Origin of the sequence: Kitasatospora sp. NPDC088861 (assembly GCF_044750105.1) — a bacterium.
GTDB lineage: Bacteria > Actinomycetota > Actinomycetes > Streptomycetales > Streptomycetaceae > Kitasatospora.
Map to the genome: position 1 here is coordinate 304,396 of NZ_JBIVJF010000006.1, position 18,655 is coordinate 323,050.

An 18,655-nucleotide genomic window follows, 5' to 3' on the forward strand; every position below is an offset into this window, starting at 1 on the left:
AGCGGGGAGCGACGGCCCGCACCAGCGCGGTGCAGGCCGTCGCCACCTCGCACGACCCCGTGCTCGGCGGGTGACGCAGCAGGTCAGGCCGGACGTCGGCCTGCCCACCCACGGCCCGCTGCGACAGGCTTCAGCGGGAGTGTTGCCGCGCGGGCGAGAGGTGCAGTTGCTGCGGGGCGGAGTGCAGGTGTGTCGAGAGGTCCGGCAGGGGGGCGGTGTCGCCCGTGGTGAACCACACCAGGACGTCCTCGCCGGCCCGTACGGGCAGGGCGGGGAAGTCGTTCTCCGCGTGTTCGGTGCGGTGAACCGCCAACGGCGGGGTCCGGACGGCCAGTTCCGGGCGCAGACGCCGCTCGAAGTGGTCGGCGAAGGCGGCGGGGTTCAGGGGGTGGCAGATGGTCGCGACGACCGGTCCGGCGTCGGCCGGGGTGGTGAAGCCCGGGCCGCGCAGCAGCAGGACGTCGTCCGAGTCCACCATCGTCGCGTTGGCGGCGTCCCGGTGCTCCTTCCAGACCGGCCCGTAGTAGAAGGCGTGCAGTGCTCGTGCCCGCGACGCCATGTCCGGGAAGCTGCGCAGCCAGACGAAGCGGTCCGGGTCGTCCAGGTCCCGGAACCGGCCGCCGACGGTGATGCCCACTGCCTGCTGTCCGGTCACGAACTCCCGCTCGAAGAGGTCGATCAGAGTGTCGCGGGCACCTTGGTGCAGGGTGTACTGGCGCAGTTCGACGATGCTCACGAGGCGTCCTGCAACTGGACACGGCTGAGCTCCGTGACCCGGTCGAGCGCCCTGCTGTGTCCGCCGTTCACGGAGAACTCCTGCGCCCGGCTGTCACCGCCGGCCGGAACCCCGGTGAGTCTGCGGACGGCCATGCCCCGGGAACCGTGGAGGAAGTCGGAATCGATCATGGCCGCAGGCTAGAACCGGTCCACTGACACCTCCTGTCAGTGGATACTGACAGCTGTGCGCGCCAGCCGACTGATCTCGCTGCTCCTGCTCCTCCAGAACCGGGGAAGGATGACGGCCCGGCAGCTCGCCGACGAGCTGGAGGTGTCGGTCCGCACGGTCTACCGGGACCTCGAAGCGCTCGGCGCCGCCGGGATCCCGCTGTTCGGCGAGGCCGGTCACGGCGGCGGCTACCGGCTGCTCGACGGGTACCGCACCCGGCTGACGGGCCTGACCGCCGATGAGTCGCAGGCCCTGTTCCTGGCCGGGCTGCCCGGCCCGGCGGCCGAGTTGGGCCTGGGCGAGGTCCTGGCGGCCGCCGAGCTCAAGCTGCGGGCCGCCCTACCGGCGGAGCTCCGCGAGCGGGCCGGGCTGATCCAGGAGCGCTTCCACCTCGATGCGCCCGGCTGGTACGGGGACGTGGACGAGACGCCGCACCTGGCGGCCGTCGCGGCCGCGCTCTGGGACCGGCGCAGGGTGTGGGTCCGCTACCGACGGTGGAAGGCGCCCACCGAGGTGGAACGGCGACTGGAGCCGTACGGACTGGTCCTCAAGGCCGGCCGCTGGTATCTGGTCGCTGCCGCGGGCGGTGCCACCCCGCGTACGTACCGGGTCGACCAGATCCTCGAACTGCGAGAACTGGAAGAGGAGTTCCAGATACCCGCGAGCTTCGACCTGGCTGCACACTGGCGGGACCGGCTCGCCGACTTCCATGCCCGACTGCACACCGCGGAGGCGACGGTGCGACTGTCGCCGCGCGGTGTCGCCCGGGGCCGCGAGCAGCTCGGCCGCGCGTTCGACCGGGCGGTCGCGGATTCGGGGGTGACCGAGGCGGACGGCTGGACCAGGGCGTCCGTGCCCATCGAGTCCCTTGGCCACGCCCACGACGAGTTCCTGAGACTGGGCACCGACGTGGAGGTCCTCGAACCACCGGAGCTGCGTGCCCGGCTGGCCGCGACCGCCCGCGCACTCGCCGACCGATACGGGGCCTGACGTGGGTGAATTCCCGGCCCTGCCCTCCGTCTCTGACGGGACGTGTGCCGGGTCGCCTGTCCGCCGGCCCGGGCCGGCCTGCCTGCCCGATCCGCTGGGCCGATCCGCTGGGCCGCACGGTGCGATGCGGTGCATCGAGGAAATCCGCTTGACCGTTCCGGCGGGGCCATTTGATAGTGGCCCAAACAGTCTGCGCACATGCTCGGATTCCACACGGGAAGCCCTGGTGGCGTGGATGTCGTCATCGACAGGGAAGCGGTGATGCAGACGCCGGAACCGTCCGCTCGTCCGAGCCGCCTGCCGTCGCTGACCGGTATGCGGTTCATCGCGGCGTTCGCCGTGCTGGTATCCCACCTGGCCGGTCAGATCGTCGGATCGATACACCCCGGTCTGCCGTACCTGATCACGACCCTCGGACCGGTCGGGGTGGCGTTCTTCTTCGTGCTCAGCGGCTTCATCCTCACCTGGGTCGCCGACCCGAACGACACCGCCGGACTGTTCTGGCGCCGACGCCTGGTGAAGATCCTTCCGAATCACCTGACGACCTTCACGGCCACCGTGGCGTTGATGGCCGCTGCGGGCGTTCCGATCATGGTGATCAACACGATCCCGCCGCTGCTGCTGATCGAGCCCTGGATTCCCGACTTCGACGCCCTCGGCGGGCTGACCGGATGCTCGAATTCGTCTTCGGCATCCTGATGGCGCGCATCGTGATCTCGGGGAAGTGGATCCGTCTGGGCATGACGCCGGCGTTCCTGCTGACCATCGCCTGCGTGGTGGTCCAGTCCCACCTGCCCGGCGTGTTCCGCCTCTGCGCCGGACCGACCGCGGCCGCACTCGCCCTGCTGATCGCGGCCGCCGCCTCCGCCGACGTACGCACCGCACGCACCCCCTTCAGCGGCCGGACCATGGTGTGGCTCGGCGAGATCTCGTTCGCCCTCTACCTCGTGCACTACCTCGTCATCCAGTACGGCCCGATCGACGGCGTGCACGCCACGGGCGGGACGGCGGGCGGCGCCGCGTCGACGCGGCTGGTGCACATCCTGCTCACCGTCGCGATCAGCCTCGTCCTCGCGGCGGCCCTCTACACACTGGTCGAACGCCCGGCGGTCCGACGCTTCAGCCGGCCGCGCGGCCGCCGCGCCGGACCCACCCCGGTCCGTGAGGACGGCCGGCCCCGTACGCGTCGGCGCGATGAGCTCTCCCTCCGTCATCCTGGAGCCGTCACCCATGACGAAACCCAGCCCTGACCCGGCATCAGAACTCTCCGGACTCCCCGAATTCCCGGTCACCCGGCCGGACTCCCGCCCCCTCGACCCCGACGAGACCTACGCCCGGCTGCGCGCCCACGCGCCGGTGTCACCGGTGCGCTGCCCGGCCGGGATGGACGCATGGCTGGTCAGCCGCTACGAGGACATCCGGAGCGTGCTCACGGATCCCCGGCTGAGCTCCCGCGGCGCGGGATCGATGCACATGCTGCCCTCCTACGACCGGCGCGACCCGGCCCCGGGCTCGATGATCCAGCTGGACGGGGAAGAGCACGCACGGCTGCGACGGCTGCTGATCGGCGAGTTCACCGTGCGACGGATGGAGGCGCTGCGTCCGTCCGTCCAGCGGATCACCGACCGGCACGTCGATGCGATGCTCGCCGGGTCGAGCGCTGACCTGGTACGGGACTTCGCGCTGCCGATCCCGTCGCTGGTGATCTGCGAGCTGCTCGGCGTGCCCTACGACGACCACGAGTCCTTCCAGCGCGACAGCGAGGTGCTGGTCGGCTTCGGGGCCGACGCGGCCACTCGCGACGCGGCCACCCGACGGCTGGAGGGCTACCTCGGCGAGCTGATCGTTCGGCGCCGGGCCGAGCCGCAGGACGACCTGCTGAGCCGGCTGATCGTCCGCGGCGAGGCGACCGAACACCCCCCGACCGTAGGGGAGTTGGCTACGCTCGGCGTACTGCTGCTGGTCGCCGGGCACGAGTCGACGGCCAACATGATCGCGCTCAGCGCCCTGGTGCTGATGGCGGACCGGGAGCGGGTGGCCGCGCTGCGGGCCGCCCCGGACACCATCGGCACGGCCGTGGAGGAACTGCTGCGCTACCTGTCCGTGATCCAGTTCGGGCTGCTGCGGTACGCCACGGAGGGCGTCACCGTCGGCGGTACCGCGGTGGCGGCGGGAAGCTGGCTGGTCGCCGCGATCCCGTCCGGAAACCGGGACGAGGACGTGTTCCCGGCCCCGGACACCGTCGACCTGCGCCGACCGCCCCGCACACACCTGGCGTTCGGGTTCGGTCCGCACCAGTGCATCGGCCAGCAGCTGGCCCGGATCGAGTTGCAGGTCGCGCTGACCACACTGCTGCGCCGCGTGCCGGGGCTACGGCTGGCCGAGCCGTTGGCGCAGTCCGCGTTCAAGCACAACGACATCGTCTTCGGCCTGCGGAGCATGCCGGTCCTCTGGTGACGTCCGGGGCTTCGAGGGCTCGCGGCGCCCGCCGGCGGCCACGGCAGCGGCGGGCCCGCGTTCTCCCGCGTTTCCCTCTGGCCGGATCCAGCCCCTCCGCCCTCCGTGCGCGCGGACCGGCACTCACGTGCCCGGCAGCCCCGGGAGCGGCACCGGCCGCCCAGGTGGGAGACCGTCAGGTTCCGGCCGAAGCCTCCGGCACCGCTTGTCCATCGGGGAGTCGGCAGAGAACAGTTGTACTCGACCGGCCGGTGATCGCGTCCCACTCCTTGTGAACGAGAGGACATCGTCATGACCGACGTGTACGAGCCCCCGACGCTGGACGTGTACGAGCCCCCGATGCTGATCGAACTCGGTGACTTCGCGGACCTCACCCGGGGCTTCGACATCGGCAACCAGTCCGATGTCCACGGCTACTACCTCGCCCCCTGAGGAACCGGCCGATGAGCGGTCACCCGCGGACCTGGTTCGTGGTCCTTCCGGACACCGAAGCCGGGGCCGCGACGGCCGCGGTGTGGGGCACGGCCGAGTGCCGTGCCCTGCACCACCCCAGCGGGCGTCCCTGGATCCTCGGCCACTGGCCGGCCGACGAGCCGGTCACCGCCCAGGCCGGACCGGTCGCGCTGGCCGTGTTCGGCACCTCCGACGCCGACCCGCACCGCCTGCGCCGCCACGCCGAACGCGTTCGCGACCCGCGGGACGTGCTCGCCCTCGGCGGCGACCTCGCGGGCAGCTTCCACCTCCTCGCCACCGTGCACGGCACCGTGGCCGCGCGCGGCTCGCTGTCCGGACTGCGCCGACTCCACCTGGCCGAGGTCGACGGCGTCCCCGTGCTGTCCGACCGGGCCGACGTCCTGGCCGCCGCCGCGGGCCTCAGCCCGTCCCTCGACCGGCTCGCCCTCAGGCTCGCCGAGCCGCTGCCGCACCCCGTCGACGCGCTGCCCCTGTGGCCGGGACTCGCCGCCGTGCCGCCGAACCACGCGGCCGTGCTCGCCCCCGGACGCCCCGCCCGCACCGTCGCCCACTGGCACCCGCCGGCCCCGCGGCGAGCCCGGCCCGAAGCCGCGACGGCGCTCGGCCAGGCCCTGCGCCGGGCCGTCGACACCCGGACCAGGGACGGCGGGCTCATCGCCGCCGACCTCTCCGGCGGGCTGGACTCCACACCCCTGTGCTTCCTGGCCGCCACGGGCCCGGCCGAACTGCTCACCGTCACCATCGGCTCCGTCGACCCCCACCACGAGGACGCCGCCTGGGCGCAGCGAGCCGCGCACCACCTGCCCGGCCGACGACTCGTGCTGGCGGCCGAGGACATTCCCGCGATGTTCGCCGACATCGACACACCCGGACCGCAGGGCGACGAACCGTTCGCCTGGACCCGGACCAGAGCCCGCGACGAAGCCGTCGCCCGGCTGCTCGCGACGCACGGCGCCCGGCTGCGGATCAGCGGCGAAGGCGGCGACGAGGTGCTGCAGGCCCTGCCCGCCTACCTGCGCACCGTCCTGCCACGGCACCCGGCCACCGCCGCCCGCCACCTGCGCGGACACCGGGCCCGCCTGCGCTGGACGCTACCGGACGCCCTGAGCGCCCTCAGCGACCCCCGGCCGTATTCGGCCTGGCTCGCCCGCGCCGCCGACCGCCTCACCCACCCCGACCCGCCGCGCACCACCCAACTGCTCGGCTGGGGGATGGCACCCCGGCTGCCGCCCTGGGCCACCGCCCGGACCGCCGAACTGGTACGCGAACAGCTGCGGGCCGGCCAGGGCTCGGAACCGCTGGCGCCGGAGCACGCCCAGCACCAGGCGCTGCGCATGGTCCGGCACAGCGCGGCGGCCATGCGGCAGCTGATCGACGCCACCGCCCGCGCGGGAACGCCGTACAGCGTGCCCTTCCTGGACGACCAGGTCCTCGACGCCTGCCTGGCCGCCGACCCCGCCACCCGCGGAACGCCCTTCGCGTACAAGCCGCTGCTCACCGCGGCCGTCGCGCCCGACGTGCCGGCCGACCTCCTCCGGCGCACCGGCAAGGGCGACTTCAGTCCGGACACCTACCAGGGGCTCGCCCGCCACCGCGCCGAACTCGCCGCGCTCATCGACGACAGCGCCCTGGCCCGCGCCGGACTGGTCGACCCCGCCGTCCTCCGGCAGGCCTGCCTCGGGCTGTACCCGCCCGGCACCTCCTACGCGGCCCTGGACGCGACGCTCGCCTGCGAGCACTGGCTGCGCGCCCACGGGACGAGCCGGCACCCCGCTTCCCCGACCACCGCCCAAGGAGCTTGAATGGCCACCCGGTTGCGCCCCGACGTGACGCTCACCCCGACCGACGACGGCGCCGTCGTCCTGGACGAACGCTCCGGCCGCTACTTCCAGTTGAACCGCACCGGGCTGCTCATCCTGCGGTCCCTGCTGGAGGACCGGACCGCCGACGAGATCGCCGCCGACCTCGGCGGCCGGTTCCCGGTCACGGCGGCCCGGGCACGTTCCGACGTCGACCGGCTGCACGAGAGCCTGCGCACCGCCGGGCTGGTCACCGGATGAGCCTGCACGCGCACGCCGACCACGTGGGCCGGCCGCCCTGGCACCTGCGGCCGGCCGTGCTCGCGGCGATCGGCGCGGCGCGGCTGGTCGAACGGCTCCCCCCGGCCCGGATCCGTCGGCTGATGAGCGCACTGCGGCGCGGCGCCCGCCCCGCCGGCCGGGCCGAGGCGCTGGCCGCCCGGCAGGCCGTGGTCGCCCTCAGCATGCGCTGCGCCGGCCAGGGGTGTCTCCAACGCTCGATCGCCGCAGCGCTGTTGTGCCGCACGCGCGGCACCTGGCCGACCTGGCGCACGGGCGTGCGAACCGCCCCGTTCCGCGCCCACGCGTGGATCGAGGCCGACGGCGAACCCGTCGACGAGCCCGCCGAACTCGCCCACTTCCACCCGCTGATCACCGTCGCACCGGAACACCGACCGGGCCCGTGACCTCGTCGCCTCGCCCGGGTCCGGCCGTGGGTGGGTGCCGGTGGTGTGGTCGGGGTTACTTGCCTGCGGCTGTCATGGAGGTGACGGCGTCGGCGGTGGTGGCGCGGTAGTTGCCCAGGTGGGGGTTGAGGACGCGGGTGTCGCTGGTGAGTGGGAAGTTGTGGGTGGCGGCGAGGGGCATGTTGGTGTCGTCCTGGTCGGTGAGGACGTTGAGTTCGTTGATGTCGGGGGTGGTGCCGGTGGTGGCGCCGCTGGGGTTGAGGTCGATGACGGCGTAGGCGTTCTGGCCGGCGGGGAGGGGGAAGCGCTGGGTGCCGCTGGCGAGTACGGGCCGGATGTTGTTGCTCTGGTCGCGGGCGGTGGAGTTGCCGAGGTTGACGCCGGGGGAGGAGCTGAGGCTGCAGGCGGTGGTGCCGGTGTTGTGGATGTCGATGACCCGCTGGCTGGGTGCTCCGGGGCGTGCGGTGACGTGGATGGAGAGGTTGTTGATGTCGCACGGGCTGGCGTCGGCGGGGGCGGGGGCGGGGGCGTTGCCGGTGCCGGGTCGGGTGCTGGTGGAGGGGCTGGTGCCGGACGGTGTGTGGGGTGCGCCCGTGGGGGTGTGCGAGGCCGGGCCCGTGGTCGGTGCGGTCGGTGCCCCGGTTGCGGGGGTCGCGCCGGTGGGGGCGGGTGTGACGGCCGCGGTGGTGGGGGAGGCCTTCGGGCCGGCGGCCGGGTCGGTGTTGTCGGGCCCGCAGGCGGTCAGGACGAGTCCGGCGCCGACGGCGAGGACGGCGGTGACGAGCAGCGGGCGACGGCGGCGGACGGACATGGTGGCTCCCCGATGACGGTGCGTGCTGGCTTGCTGGACACCCACCATGACGGTCGGTCAGTGGCTTTCGGTGGCACGTGTGGCGTCACAATCACCAGGACATCGCGAGGATCGGACTGTGACAATCGGTCGGGGCGCCGCGGGTTGACACGGCGTACTTCGGGCCGGTCAGAGCCAGCCGTTCTGGGCGGCCTTGATGCCGGCCTCGAAGCGGCTGCTGGCGTTGAGCCGCTCCATGATGGAGGCCATGTGGCGGCCGACGGTGCGGGAGGAGATGCCCAGGCGCTGGCCGGCGGTGTCGTCGGTGAGACCGTTACCGAGCAGGCGCAGCAGTTCGCGCTCGGTGGCGGTGAGTCCGGTGGTGGGGTCGCCGGGGGAGGCGGCGCCGAGCGGGACGGCGGTGTTCCAGGCCTGCTCGTAGAGGTCGAGCAGGGCGGTGAGGATGCCGGGTTCGGTGACGTGCAGTGCGCCCTTGCGGTGGTCCTCGGGGTCGATGGGGACGAGGGCCTCGCGGCGGTCGGCGATGACGATGCGCTGGGGGATCGTGGGGGCGGTGCGGACTTCGCCGCCCTGGCTGAGCAGCCAGTGGGCGTATCCGGTGACGTGCGGCTGGTGGCGGGTGGAGTCCTGGTAGAGGGTGCGGATGGTGATGCCGCGGGCGAGCGCGCCGGCGTCGCCGGGGCGGGAGGAGTCGAGGTCCTCGGGGCGCTGGTTTCCGGGCTGGCTGCTGAGGGCTTCCGTGGTGGTGGTGCGGCTCATCTGTTCCAGGCGGTGGTGGACGGCGTCCATGCCCAGCAGGCGTTCGCCGTGGGCGGCGTGGTGTTCGGCGCGCTCGGCGACCATGCGGGTGACGGCGGCGCGGGACGCGGCGAGGGCGGCCTGGCGGGCGGCGAGGTCGGCTTCCTGGCGGGCGAGCATCTCGGCGAGGCCGACGGCCGGGTCGACGGCGCGCATCCGGCCGGGGTGGTCGGCGGAGGCGCGCACGAGCATGAGGGCGCCGAGTTCGTCGAGGCAGTCGTGGACCTGGGTGGCGGTGGTCGCGCAGCGCCCGGCTATCGCTTCGACGTCGTCGGCGGGGTGGTCGAGCAGGGCTTGGTAGACCTGTTCGGCGCGGGCCGATAGTCCAAGCGCCTGCAACATGGTGTCCCCCTTGTGTGATGATCCGTGAGCTCTCGTGGCTGTGACAGCACACGAAGCTTCATGATCCTTTCATGGGATGACACGGCCCTCAAGGTCGAATATCCGGCCTCGACGGCAGGCCGCGCCACCCGGTTCTGGTCATGTCCATGACGGCCTGTCCGGAGTCGGACAGGCCGGTTGGCGACACCCGCAAGGCCTTCCGAGCCGCCCCCCGACCGGCAAAGCTAGTGATCGCCGCCAGGAAGACAGCCCGGACGGCAGCCGGACGGAGCGTCAACCGCGGGACGCACCGATCGGAGAAATCCCTTCGTGTCAGCAACAGTTGAGGACAGCCGATCGTGATCCAGAACCGTATCGCCAAGGCCGCCGCGGCCATCGCCATCTCGCTGGGCGCGCTGCTCGCCGCCCCCGCCGTCCTGTCGGTGAGCACCCCGGACACCGCCGTCAACGCCAGCTTCGGCTGGGGCGGCTGACCCGCGGATGGACGTCATCTACGCCGCCCTGCACCGCAGGCAGAGCGCCGGGCCGGTCCCGTCCGGCGAGGCGGCTGGGGCGGCTGAGGCGGCCGAGGTGGACAAAGCGGGCGAGGCGGCCGAGGTCCGCGCCGTCCTGTGGGCCCACGCCCGCCCCGACGACGGCCTCCAGCACATCACTGTCCGAAGCGAGGCCGACCGCGTCGACCTGCTCGTCTACCTCGCCAGCCGTGACCCCGCCGTCGACCAGGACACCCTGAGCCGGGCCCACGTCCTGATCGCCCGAGGCCACCAGGCCTCACCCCTGATGCGCCGGCGCTACCAGCCACCGGCGCCCCCCGGCTGCTGAACCCACGCCGCCGCTGAACCCGCAGTACCGCTGCGCCCGTACGACGCTGTCCGGCATCCGATGCCGTCTCGACCCTGCAACCCGCAACCAGCAAGAGGAGTTCCGCCATGCCTTCGTCCACGCTGTCCAGGCTCGCCCACGTCGCCCTCGCCGCCTCCCTCGCCGCTTCCGGTGCGATAGCCGCGACGGCCGTCACCACCACCGCGGCTCACGCGGCCACCGCCGCTGTCTCCGCCTCGTCCTCGATCGACGGCAAGGTCACCCGCAGTGAGGTCATCCAGCGGGCGCAGTACTGGCTGGGCAAGTCGATCCCCTACAACCAGGGCGGCTCCTACCCGGACTCCAGCGGCCGCAACTACCGTACGGACTGCTCGGGTTACGTCTCCATGGCCTGGCACCTGGGCGCGAGCCCCAACACCCAAGGCATCGCGGACTCCTACACCTACGAGATCCCGCGCAGCGAGCTCAAGGCCGGCGACGTCCTCAACAGCTACTACAACCACGTCCTCCTCTTCGAGAAGTGGGACGACGCCGCGCACACCACCTTCTCGTACTACTCCTTCGGTTCCACCCCGGTGAAGCACGTCACCGGCGCGTCCATCAACGGCACCCTCGACTCGCACCCCAACAGCGAGTACAAGGCCCTGCGCTACAAGAACATCGTCGACGACGTCCAGACCCGGGCCACGAAGGCCGGCGTGTACCACTCGTCCACGCAGACCTTCTACGAAGGCGACAACGCGGGCTCCACGCTGGGCTCGGCGAAGTTCGGCAACGTGGGCTGGACCCCGCTGGTGGGCGACTGGAACAACGACGGCGTCGCCAGCGTCGGTGCGTACGACCCGGCCACCGCGACGTTCTACCTCAGCAACGACAACAGCACCGCCGCAGTGACCGCGAAGTTCGGCAACCCCGGCTGGATCCCGCTGGTCGGTGACTGGAACGGCTCCGGCAAGGACAGCGTCGGCGCGTACGACCCCGCCACTGCCACGTTCTACCTCAGCAATGACAACAGCACCGCCGCAGTGACCGCGAAGTTCGGCAACCCGGGTTGGATCCCGCTGGTCGGCGACTGGAACAAGGACGGCAAGGACAGCATCGGTGCCTACGACCCGGCGACCCAGACCTTCTACGAGAGCAACGACAACAGCACCGTCGCGGGCTCGGTGAAGTTCGGTAACGCGGGCTGGACCCCGCTGGTCGGCGACTGGAACAACGACGGCGTCACCAGCATCGGTGCCTACGACCCGAACACCCAGACCTTCTACCTCAGCAACGACAACAGCACCACCGCCACCAGCTTCGTCTACGGCAGCCCCGGCGACGTCCCGATCGCCGGCCGCTGGTAGTCCGCCCCCAACCGACACGAGAGGAAGTCAGTCGAGCATGCCCGAGAACAAGTCGACCGCCCGTCAGACCGGTCACACCCGTCGCACCCGCTCGCTCGCCGCTGTCGCCCTGGGGGCGGCCGTCCTGTCCGTCGCCTCCCAGGCACCGGCCCAAGCCGCCTCGGTGGCCACCTGGGACAAGGTCGCCCAGTGCGAGAGCACCGGAAACTGGAGCATCAACACCAACAACGGCAACTACGGCGGCCTGCAGATCACACTGCCCACCTGGAAGGCCTACGGCGGCGTGGCCTACGCCTCCCGGCCCGACCTCGCCTCCAAGAAGCAGCAGATCCTCGTAGCGGAGAAGATCCTCGCCGGCCAGGGCCCGGGTGCCTGGCCCAACTGCAACGCGGGCCTGAGCACCGACCACGCCAAGCCGTACTCGGACCGGATCGGCGCGTACGACCCGGCGACCCAGACCTTCTACGAGAGCAACGACAACAGCACGGTTGCGGGCTCGGTGAAGTTCGGTAACGCGGGCTGGATCCCGCTGGTCGGCGACTGGAACGGCGACGGCGTCGCCAGTGTCGGCGCGTACGACCCCAGCACCGCCACGTTCTACCTCAGCAACGACAACAGCACCACCGCCGTGACCGCGAAGTTCGGCAACCCCGGCTGGATCCCGTTGGTCGGCGACTGGAACAAGGACGGCAAGGACAGCATCGGCGCGTACGACCCGGCCACCGCCACCTTCTACGAGAGCAACGACAACAGCACCGTCGCGGGCTCGGCGAAGTTCGGCAACCCGGGGTGGACCCCGCTGGTCGGCGACTGGAACGGCGACGGCGTCACCAGCATCGGCGCCTACGACCCGAACACCCAGACCTTCTACCTCAGCAACGACAACAGCACCACCGCCGTGACCACCAAGTTCGGCAACCCCGGCTGGAAGCCCCTCGTCGGAGACTGGAACGGCTCCGGCAAGGACAGCGTCGGCGGCTACGACCCGGCCACCGCGACGTTCTACCTCACCAACGACAACAGCACCGCCGCCGTGACCACGACGTTCGGCAACCCGGGCTGGATCCCCCTCAAGGGAAGCTGGTAACCGCTCACCGACCGGCTCACCTGGACGCGAACCGGGGCCGACGGCGGGACTTGAGGACCGCGGCCTGACAACGCCGCGCACACCGGGCGGCGGCCTGCACCACGAGGTGCAGGCCGCCGCTTTTGGCGCGAGACTGGACGGTCAGACAAGGGAGGGCACCGATGTTGACCGATACGTCGACCAGCGCCGGCAGGGCGGTCCTGCTTCATGACCGGTACCCCACGCTGGAAGAACTCGCCGACACAGCACACCTGCTGGCCGCCAGACACCCGGAGCTCTGCCGCGCGCGCCCCGTCGGAACCTCCCGCGCCGGCCGGCCGCTGGTGCTCCTGACGATCGGCCACGCCGCTGCCACCGCCAACGTGCTGATCGTGACGGGTGCGCACGCCGACGAGTTCTCCGGCCGCGCCGGCATCGTGGAACTGGCCCACCGCGTCCTCGCGCAGCCGTCTCTGCACCAGGCGGTGACCTGGAACTTCCTGCTCTGCCTCGACCCCGACGGAGCACGCCTCGCAGAGGCCGGCGCCGGCACCCGAAGCCTGCCCGAGTACTTCGAGCACTACTTCCGCCCCGCCGCCGAGGAGCAGCCCGAGTGGGCGCCGGCGATCGGCGGGAGACTTCCCGAGAGCCGGATCCTCCTCGACCTGATCGACGACCTCCGGCCGTCCCTCCAGTTCTCCCTCCACAGCGCCGACGTCGGCGGGACCTTCCTCCAGTCGACCTGCGATCCGGCCGGCCTCGCCGAGCCGTTCGCGAACTCCGCCGCCGGACTGGGGATCCCGGTCGAGACCGGCCCCTACGACGCCTTCTGGCTGCGCGAAGCGGGCCCGGGCGTCTTCATGATGGCGCCGCACCACATCGACCAGCAGGAAAGCAGCACCGGAATGCTGGCGCCACCTCGCCCCGGCCAACCTCGCCCCGGCCAACCTCGCCCCGGCCAACCTCGCCCCGGCCAACCTCGCCCCGGCCAACCTCGCCCCGGCCAACCTCACACCGCCCAGCCCCAGCAGGAGACAGGAGGCGTCCGCGCCACCACCTGGTTCGCCCCCCAGCGCTACGGCGGCGAGACGGTCATCGTCGAGACGCCGGCCTGGGCCGGCGCCCACCTCGGGGACACCCGCCCGGCCGACGACCCCTACGCGCGCCTGACCGCCTGCGCCGGCCAGGTCCGGGAGCGAGGGCGCCTGCTCACCGACCTGATGGACGAAGCTCTGCCCCACCTGGACGACACCGCCCTGCTCCGGGCTGCGCGCACGCCGCTGACGGCAGCGCGACAACTGGCCCACGCATGGGACCCGCGGGCCGCCGGACAGCGCCTCCTCCACCCGACGCCCATGACGGAGGCGAAACTCGCCGGCATCGAACTGTGGGCCCACCGGATCCCGGTCCGCGCGGCGGCGCTGCTCCGCCGCGCCGCCGAGGCGGCCAAGGCACCCACCACACCGGCCACCGCCCGACTCGACCACCTCCTCCAGGACTGGTGCGCCCAGTACCAGCGGCGCTTCCAGCCGACCTGGCTGCCCGTCGCCCGCCAGGCCGAGCACCAGGCGAACACCGTCCAGGCAGCCGTGGCACTCAGCCGCCCGACGACGCCCGGCCCTCGGCGCGACCGGTAGAGCACTCCGCTGCCTCGGCACCGTGGTTGCGGCCGCCGGTCGAAGCCGCCTCAGAATCCCTCACGAAATGATCTCCGAGGTGGTTGGATCACTCCGGGAGCGTGGATCCGGGGGTGCGGGATGGCTCGACCGAAGCCGTGAGACGTCGATGACGAGTTGTGGGCAGTGGTCGAGCCACTGCTGTCCAAGGTCGAGCGTCGGGTTCGGCATCCGGGGCGCGAACGGCATCCGGACCGGTGGCAATCACAACGACGTCACCCAGCTCATCCCGCTACTCGAAGCCGTGCCGCCGGTACGCGGCAGGCGCGGACGCCCCAGACGTCGCCCGGAGATCGTGCTCGGCGACCGCGGCTACGAACACGACAAGTACCGCCGCCTTGTCCGGGCTCTCGGAGTGAAGCCGGTGATCGCCCGACGCGGTACCTCCCACGGCTCTGGTCCTGGCACTCAACGCCGGTTCGTGGAGCGCGGGTTCGCCCATCTGCACTGGTTCCGCCGTCTGCGGATCCGCTGAAGAGATCCGCGACGAAATCCACGAAGCCTTCCTCACTCTCGGATGCGCACTCATCTGCCGGCGGCGGCTTGTCTCCCTACCTCGACAGCATCGGAACCCAGTGATCCATCACCTGGCGCAGACGCTGGCGATGGTCGGCGATCCAGTCGTCCGGCGGGACGAGCGGGATCCGCACAGTGACCATGGACCTGGACTCGTCCTCTACGACCACTTCCGGACAGTCACGCTCGCCGGTGAGCTGGATGAAGATGGACGGCCCTCTGCTCATCTCCATCCACGCAACGTCCTCGCCGGCGTCGAGCCGGTCCAGCGCGTCGGCCCAACTCTCCATCTTCGAAACGGACAACGCCAGGTCGATGCGGCCGGACACGAAGGGCGTCTTGACGACGATCTCGGCGTCGAGCCCGGTGGTCCACCTGAGGTTACGCCCCAGGACGTTGACTGTGACGCTGTTCCCCTCGTCATCGGCGAGGTAGATGAGCTCCCTCGGCGACCTGTCGCCCATTGCTGCCCTTTCGTCGGCGAGTAGTAAGAGATCCTCGCTCGGCCGGAAGGCATCTTCCACCCCATTTTGTTGGGATTTCTCAGCGTGCTGAGGGGAGGTCGGCTCCCAGCGTGGCTTTGTTCATGAGAACCGGCTCTGGCCAATTCCAGGGAGCTGGACCAGAACCGGTTCTTTTGTGAACAAAGCCACCCAACGCCCGTCGCGTGGCGGCGGCGAGGACTGTGAGGGGGTTCGGGGCGGCGTGGGCGGTGCGCCAGGTGATCACGTGGTCGGGACGGACCAGCAGGGCGCCGTGGTCGCCGATGCCGCAGGTGTCGGCGGGCCGTTCCGTTGCTGGGGCGATCCGGCGGGGCAGGAGTGCCGTGTCGAGGAAGGCGTTGTGCGGATCCAGCTCGCGTGCGGCCCGGATCCAGGGGTGTCCTTCGGGTCCGGCGAGAACCAGGTAGCGGCCGGCGCGGACCAGGTCGAGCGTGGAGCGGGGCCGGTCCGTGTCGGGGAGCGGTAGGTGCGGCAGCCGGGTGCCGGGCTCGCCGTGCCAGCGTTCCGGCTCGTCGGCCGCCGGGAGGGCGGCGGCCGGGTCGTCGCCGGGGATGGGGTAGCGGTAGCCGATGGCCACTGCCGCCTCGCTGAGCAGCGGGCGGTCCTCGATCGGGGCCCGGGCGCGGTCGCGGGCGCGCAGGAGTGCCTGGTCCACGGTGATCCGGCCCACTGCGCGGCGCTCGGTTTCGTAGTCGTCCAGCAGCCGCGGGTCGGCGTGGCCGCGCAGGACCGAGACGAGTTTGGTGGTGAGGTTCCAGGCGTCCTGGATGCCGGTGTTGGCCCCGAATCCGCCGGTCGGCGGGGTGACGTGGGCCGCGTCGCCGAGCAGGAAGACGCGGCCGGCGCGGTAGGAGTCGGCCAGCCAGCCGCCCATCTGCCAGGGCCGGTGTCCGGTGAGCGTGAAGTGCGATGGCGCCAGGCCGAGCGCGCGCGAGACGATGCCGCGGCAGCGCTGGACGTCGAACGCGGCTGGATCCGTGGTGTCGGGGTCGTAGGTCACCGACACCGTCCCGCGGTCCTGCGCCGTGTTCCAACTCAGGAACGCGTGCTCGGGTGGGCCGGTGAAGGCGAGGGCGAGCCGGCGGCCGTCGAGCACCTGGCGCAGGTCGGCTTCGAAGCCGATCTCCATGACGTCCGCGACCACCTCGGTGCCGCTGCGGCCGATGCCCAGGTGCTCGCGGACGGCGCTGCCGTTGCCGTCCGCGGCCAGCAGGTAGTCGGCGGCCACGGTGTAGGTGGCGCCGTCGGCGCCGCGGATCCGGGCCACGGTGTGGTCGTCGTGGCGGCGCAGTTCGAGAAGGCGGTGGCCGAGGCGCAGGTCGGCGCCGGCCGCAAGGGCGTGGGCGCGGACGACCTCCTCCAGGTCGGCCTGTTTGACGAAGGCGCTGGGGCAGGGCGAGAGGCGGCTGAAGTCCGCTGCGGCCGGTAGCCGCCAGCGCCGCAGCTCCGGGCCGTTGAGCGAGGCGACCACCGCGGCGTGTTCGGCCGGTGGGAGTCGGTGCTGGACGGCGTAGACGTCCTGGTCGGCCCCGACCGAGCGGTAGGCCTCCATCGTTCGCGGATAGAACAGCTTGGCGCGCAGCCTGGTCGAGACCGCGGAGTGCTTCTCGACCAGGACGGGGGTGATGCCCCGGGCCGCGAGGAACAGGGCGGCCGAAGCCCCGACGATGCTGCCGCCCACGATCAGGACGGGGACGCGTGCGGGCGGTGGCGTCGGGGCGGCAGCGGACGAAGCGGTCCTGCTGTCGGCCCTGGTGGCGGGAGCGATGGGACCTGGCACCGGCATGGACCCTCCAAAGGAAACAGAACAGCTCTGTTCCATTATTGCCTGCTGGCGGCCCCCTAACGCAACAGGCCTGTATCGTTACCGGCGTGACCACGGAACTCCCCAGCCGCCGCGGGGGCCGGCAGCGTGACCCCGCCACCGACACGGCCATCATCGATGCGGTCCTCGGCATGGTCGCCTCGGGCGCCACCCTCACCGGCCTGTCGCTGGTGACCATCGCCAAGCAGGCCGGGGTCTCGCGCAACAGCGTCTACCGGCGCTGGAAGACCAAGGACGAGCTCTACCTCGACGTGCTGGAGACGATCAACGAACCGCGGCCCTTGCCGGCCGGCGCCGACACCCGCGCCGACACCCGCGCCGACCTCGCGGTCCTTCTCCAGGCCCTGGCCGAGCGCGTCGTCGACGAACGGGCCAGCAGCATGCTGCGCGCTCTCAACGCCGAGGCGGCAACCTTCCCGCGGCTGCACAGCCGTTACTTCGAAGAGATCGTCACTCCCCGCCGGAATGCCATGAACCATGTCCTGCGACGCGGCGTGGAACGAGGAGAGATCCGCCCCGACATCGACCTCGACCTGGTCTCCGAACTCCTCGTGTCCCCCCTCCTCGCCCGCATGGCATCGGGCAGCACCGACCAGCTGGACCCGGAACGGGCAAGCCGGCGGATCATCGACCTCGTCCTCGACGGTGCGGCGCCCGCGCCGAGCTGAGGAGAAGAGCGGACTGGGCCGCGGCCTCCGCCGCGCCGACACCGCCTCCACGTGCGCACGGGCGCGCCCGTCCGGCACCGCGTCGTTCATCGGCATCGGGTGCCGCCGGGCCCGGGTGGGGCATTGCGTGCCAACTGCCTTGCTGACATCCTCAGTTGGCCGTACCGGTCCCGGCGGTCGGGCAGGCCCCGCACCGCGGGCGCGGCTCGTGCGGCTCGTACGGCTTTGTAGCGGGGCGGTGGGCGCAGCAGCAACAACGGTGGGCGGCGGTCGTGGTGCGTGCGCGGGGAGGCGGCGTGTGGGGTGTGGCAGCGCGTGCGGCGGTGCGTGTGGCGGCGGGGATGCTGGCGGTGGCGCTCCTGACCGGGGCGGTGTGGCTGGCCTGGTGGCTGAGCGCGGAGCGGATGGGCGCGGCCATGGGGCTGGGCCCGCCAGACGGCGTGGTGCTGGTGGACCGGTGCTACGAGGTGTCCGACAGCGAGGGCAACAGCGACGGCACCGACTGCCAGGGGCGGTTCACGCCGGCCGGCGCCTCCGCGGGCGAGGCCCGCCCGATCGTGGTGAACGGCACGACCGGCAAGCACCGGGCCGGCACCCGGCTCCCGGTGCGGCTGGTGCGGGGCGTGGCCTACGAGCCGTCGTCGGCGCCCGCCGTGAAGTACGGCATCGGCGCGGGCATGATTCTCGTACTGGGCGCGGTGCCGGCCGGCTGGCTGCTGGTCGGAGTCCGGCGTGGTGAGGCCCCGGAGGCCATGACCCTGGTGGTCGGCCTCCTCATCGGGCTTACGGCCGTGGCGGTCCTGGGCATCGTCGTCGGCTTGCTCGCAGGCCTCGTCGAACTGGCGCTCTGAGTGGGACCGGCGGGTGCCCCGTCCCGCCGAAGGCCGGGCCCGCGCCCCGGTGGTCGGTGCCCCGTCGGCTCGTTCT

20 protein-coding genes and 3 pseudogenes are annotated in these 18,655 nt (G+C 72.0%); 16 read left to right on the forward strand and 7 right to left on the reverse strand.

Features of this window, described 5'->3' with window-relative positions:
- Nucleotides 1-130: 130 nt before the first annotated feature.
- The gene (locus ACIP37_RS14640; RefSeq protein WP_400843937.1) at nucleotides 131-736 is read right to left on the reverse strand and encodes an NIPSNAP family protein; all 606 of its coding nucleotides are present in this window, start codon (nucleotides 734-736) and stop codon (nucleotides 131-133) included.
- The gene (locus ACIP37_RS14645; RefSeq protein WP_363586896.1) at nucleotides 733-906 is read right to left on the reverse strand and encodes a hypothetical protein; all 174 of its coding nucleotides are present in this window, start codon (nucleotides 904-906) and stop codon (nucleotides 733-735) included. Before ACIP37_RS14645 ends, ACIP37_RS14640 begins: the two co-directional genes overlap by 4 nt.
- Before the next feature lie 55 nt (nucleotides 907-961).
- Here ACIP37_RS14645 and ACIP37_RS14650 point away from each other — a divergent pair, with 55 nt between their 5' ends.
- The 8 genes from ACIP37_RS14650 to ACIP37_RS14685 all read left to right on the forward strand — a co-directional run bounded on the left by ACIP37_RS14650 (nucleotide 962) and on the right by ACIP37_RS14685 (nucleotide 7,352).
- A complete protein-coding gene (locus tag ACIP37_RS14650; RefSeq protein ID WP_400843940.1) occupies nucleotides 962-1,936 on the forward strand; it encodes a helix-turn-helix transcriptional regulator in 975 nt (324 codons plus the stop codon).
- 231 nt (nucleotides 1,937-2,167) lie between these two features.
- A complete protein-coding gene (locus ACIP37_RS14655; RefSeq protein ID WP_363586894.1) occupies nucleotides 2,168-2,635 on the forward strand; it encodes an acyltransferase in 468 nt (155 codons plus the stop codon).
- Nucleotides 2,608-3,186, forward strand: coding sequence for a hypothetical protein (locus ACIP37_RS14660; RefSeq protein ID WP_363586893.1), 579 nt, complete (start codon nucleotides 2,608-2,610; stop codon nucleotides 3,184-3,186). Before ACIP37_RS14655 ends, ACIP37_RS14660 begins: the two co-directional genes overlap by 28 nt.
- Nucleotides 3,167-4,393, forward strand: coding sequence for a cytochrome P450 (locus tag ACIP37_RS14665; protein ID WP_400806599.1), 1,227 nt, complete (start codon nucleotides 3,167-3,169; stop codon nucleotides 4,391-4,393). The genes ACIP37_RS14660 and ACIP37_RS14665 overlap by 20 nt, the downstream gene beginning before the upstream one ends.
- A gap of 291 nt (nucleotides 4,394-4,684) precedes the next feature.
- Nucleotides 4,685-4,825, forward strand: a complete 141-nt coding sequence (locus tag ACIP37_RS14670) for a lasso RiPP family leader peptide-containing protein (RefSeq protein ID WP_350878647.1) — start codon at nucleotides 4,685-4,687, stop codon at nucleotides 4,823-4,825.
- Between the two features lie 11 nt (nucleotides 4,826-4,836).
- A complete protein-coding gene (locus ACIP37_RS14675; protein WP_400806597.1) occupies nucleotides 4,837-6,669 on the forward strand; it encodes an asparagine synthase-related protein in 1,833 nt (610 codons plus the stop codon).
- Nucleotides 6,670-6,927: a lasso peptide biosynthesis PqqD family chaperone gene (locus tag ACIP37_RS14680; RefSeq protein ID WP_363586890.1), complete on the forward strand. Its 258-nt coding sequence runs from the start codon at nucleotides 6,670-6,672 to the stop codon at nucleotides 6,925-6,927.
- The gene (locus tag ACIP37_RS14685) at nucleotides 6,924-7,352 is read left to right on the forward strand and encodes a lasso peptide biosynthesis B2 protein (protein WP_331745183.1); all 429 of its coding nucleotides are present in this window, start codon (nucleotides 6,924-6,926) and stop codon (nucleotides 7,350-7,352) included. The genes ACIP37_RS14680 and ACIP37_RS14685 overlap by 4 nt, the downstream gene beginning before the upstream one ends.
- A 55-nt stretch (nucleotides 7,353-7,407) precedes the next feature.
- Here the strand turns inward: ACIP37_RS14685 and ACIP37_RS14690 are convergent, their stop codons facing one another.
- Complete coding sequence (locus ACIP37_RS14690; RefSeq protein WP_400843943.1) at nucleotides 7,408-8,163, reverse strand: DUF4232 domain-containing protein; 756 nt, start codon at nucleotides 8,161-8,163, stop codon at nucleotides 7,408-7,410.
- A gap of 168 nt (nucleotides 8,164-8,331) precedes the next feature.
- Nucleotides 8,332-9,303: a LuxR C-terminal-related transcriptional regulator gene (locus ACIP37_RS14695; RefSeq protein WP_400806591.1), complete on the reverse strand. Its 972-nt coding sequence runs from the start codon at nucleotides 9,301-9,303 to the stop codon at nucleotides 8,332-8,334.
- Between the two features lie 338 nt (nucleotides 9,304-9,641).
- On the opposite strand from ACIP37_RS14695, the gene ACIP37_RS14700 reads away from it, so the two are divergent.
- The 5 genes and pseudogenes from ACIP37_RS14700 to ACIP37_RS14720 all read left to right on the forward strand — a co-directional run.
- Complete coding sequence (locus ACIP37_RS14700) at nucleotides 9,642-9,776, forward strand: hypothetical protein (RefSeq protein ID WP_363587130.1); 135 nt, start codon at nucleotides 9,642-9,644, stop codon at nucleotides 9,774-9,776.
- A gap of 7 nt (nucleotides 9,777-9,783) precedes the next feature.
- Nucleotides 9,784-10,125 carry a hypothetical protein gene (locus ACIP37_RS14705; protein ID WP_400806587.1) on the forward strand — a complete coding sequence of 114 codons (342 nt, stop codon included), beginning with the start codon at nucleotides 9,784-9,786 and terminating at the stop codon, nucleotides 10,123-10,125.
- Nucleotides 10,126-10,232: 107 nt separating this feature from the next.
- Complete coding sequence (locus tag ACIP37_RS14710) at nucleotides 10,233-11,474, forward strand: VCBS repeat-containing protein (protein WP_400806585.1); 1,242 nt, start codon at nucleotides 10,233-10,235, stop codon at nucleotides 11,472-11,474.
- A gap of 37 nt (nucleotides 11,475-11,511) precedes the next feature.
- Nucleotides 11,512-12,561 carry a transglycosylase family protein gene (locus tag ACIP37_RS14715; protein WP_400806582.1) on the forward strand — a complete coding sequence of 350 codons (1,050 nt, stop codon included), beginning with the start codon at nucleotides 11,512-11,514 and terminating at the stop codon, nucleotides 12,559-12,561.
- Between the two features lie 161 nt (nucleotides 12,562-12,722).
- A pseudogene (locus tag ACIP37_RS14720) lies at nucleotides 12,723-13,067 on the forward strand (M14 family zinc carboxypeptidase); the annotation flags it as partial.
- A 438-nt stretch (nucleotides 13,068-13,505) separates the two neighbouring features.
- Here the strand turns inward: ACIP37_RS14720 and ACIP37_RS14725 are convergent.
- Nucleotides 13,506-14,198 (reverse strand): annotated as a pseudogene (locus ACIP37_RS14725) (hypothetical protein); the annotation flags it as partial.
- A 211-nt stretch (nucleotides 14,199-14,409) separates the two neighbouring features.
- Here ACIP37_RS14725 and ACIP37_RS14730 point away from each other — a divergent pair.
- Nucleotides 14,410-14,767 (forward strand): annotated as a pseudogene (locus ACIP37_RS14730) (transposase); the annotation flags it as partial.
- Here ACIP37_RS14730 and ACIP37_RS14735 read toward each other — a convergent pair.
- Both ACIP37_RS14735 and ACIP37_RS14740 read right to left on the reverse strand, forming a co-directional pair.
- Nucleotides 14,768-15,256: a DUF5959 family protein gene (locus ACIP37_RS14735; protein WP_363632743.1), complete on the reverse strand. Its 489-nt coding sequence runs from the start codon at nucleotides 15,254-15,256 to the stop codon at nucleotides 14,768-14,770.
- 19 nt (nucleotides 15,257-15,275) lie between these two features.
- The gene (locus ACIP37_RS14740; protein ID WP_400843958.1) at nucleotides 15,276-17,003 is read right to left on the reverse strand and encodes an FAD-dependent monooxygenase; all 1,728 of its coding nucleotides are present in this window, start codon (nucleotides 17,001-17,003) and stop codon (nucleotides 15,276-15,278) included.
- 104 nt (nucleotides 17,004-17,107) lie between these two features.
- On the opposite strand from ACIP37_RS14740, the gene ACIP37_RS14745 reads away from it, so the two are divergent.
- Both ACIP37_RS14745 and ACIP37_RS14750 read left to right on the forward strand, forming a co-directional pair.
- Nucleotides 17,108-17,728, forward strand: coding sequence for a TetR/AcrR family transcriptional regulator (locus ACIP37_RS14745; protein ID WP_400806577.1), 621 nt, complete (start codon nucleotides 17,108-17,110; stop codon nucleotides 17,726-17,728).
- A 350-nt stretch (nucleotides 17,729-18,078) separates the two neighbouring features.
- Nucleotides 18,079-18,579: a hypothetical protein gene (locus tag ACIP37_RS14750; protein ID WP_400806574.1), complete on the forward strand. Its 501-nt coding sequence runs from the start codon at nucleotides 18,079-18,081 to the stop codon at nucleotides 18,577-18,579.
- The last annotated feature ends 76 nt before the right edge of the window (nucleotides 18,580-18,655 follow it).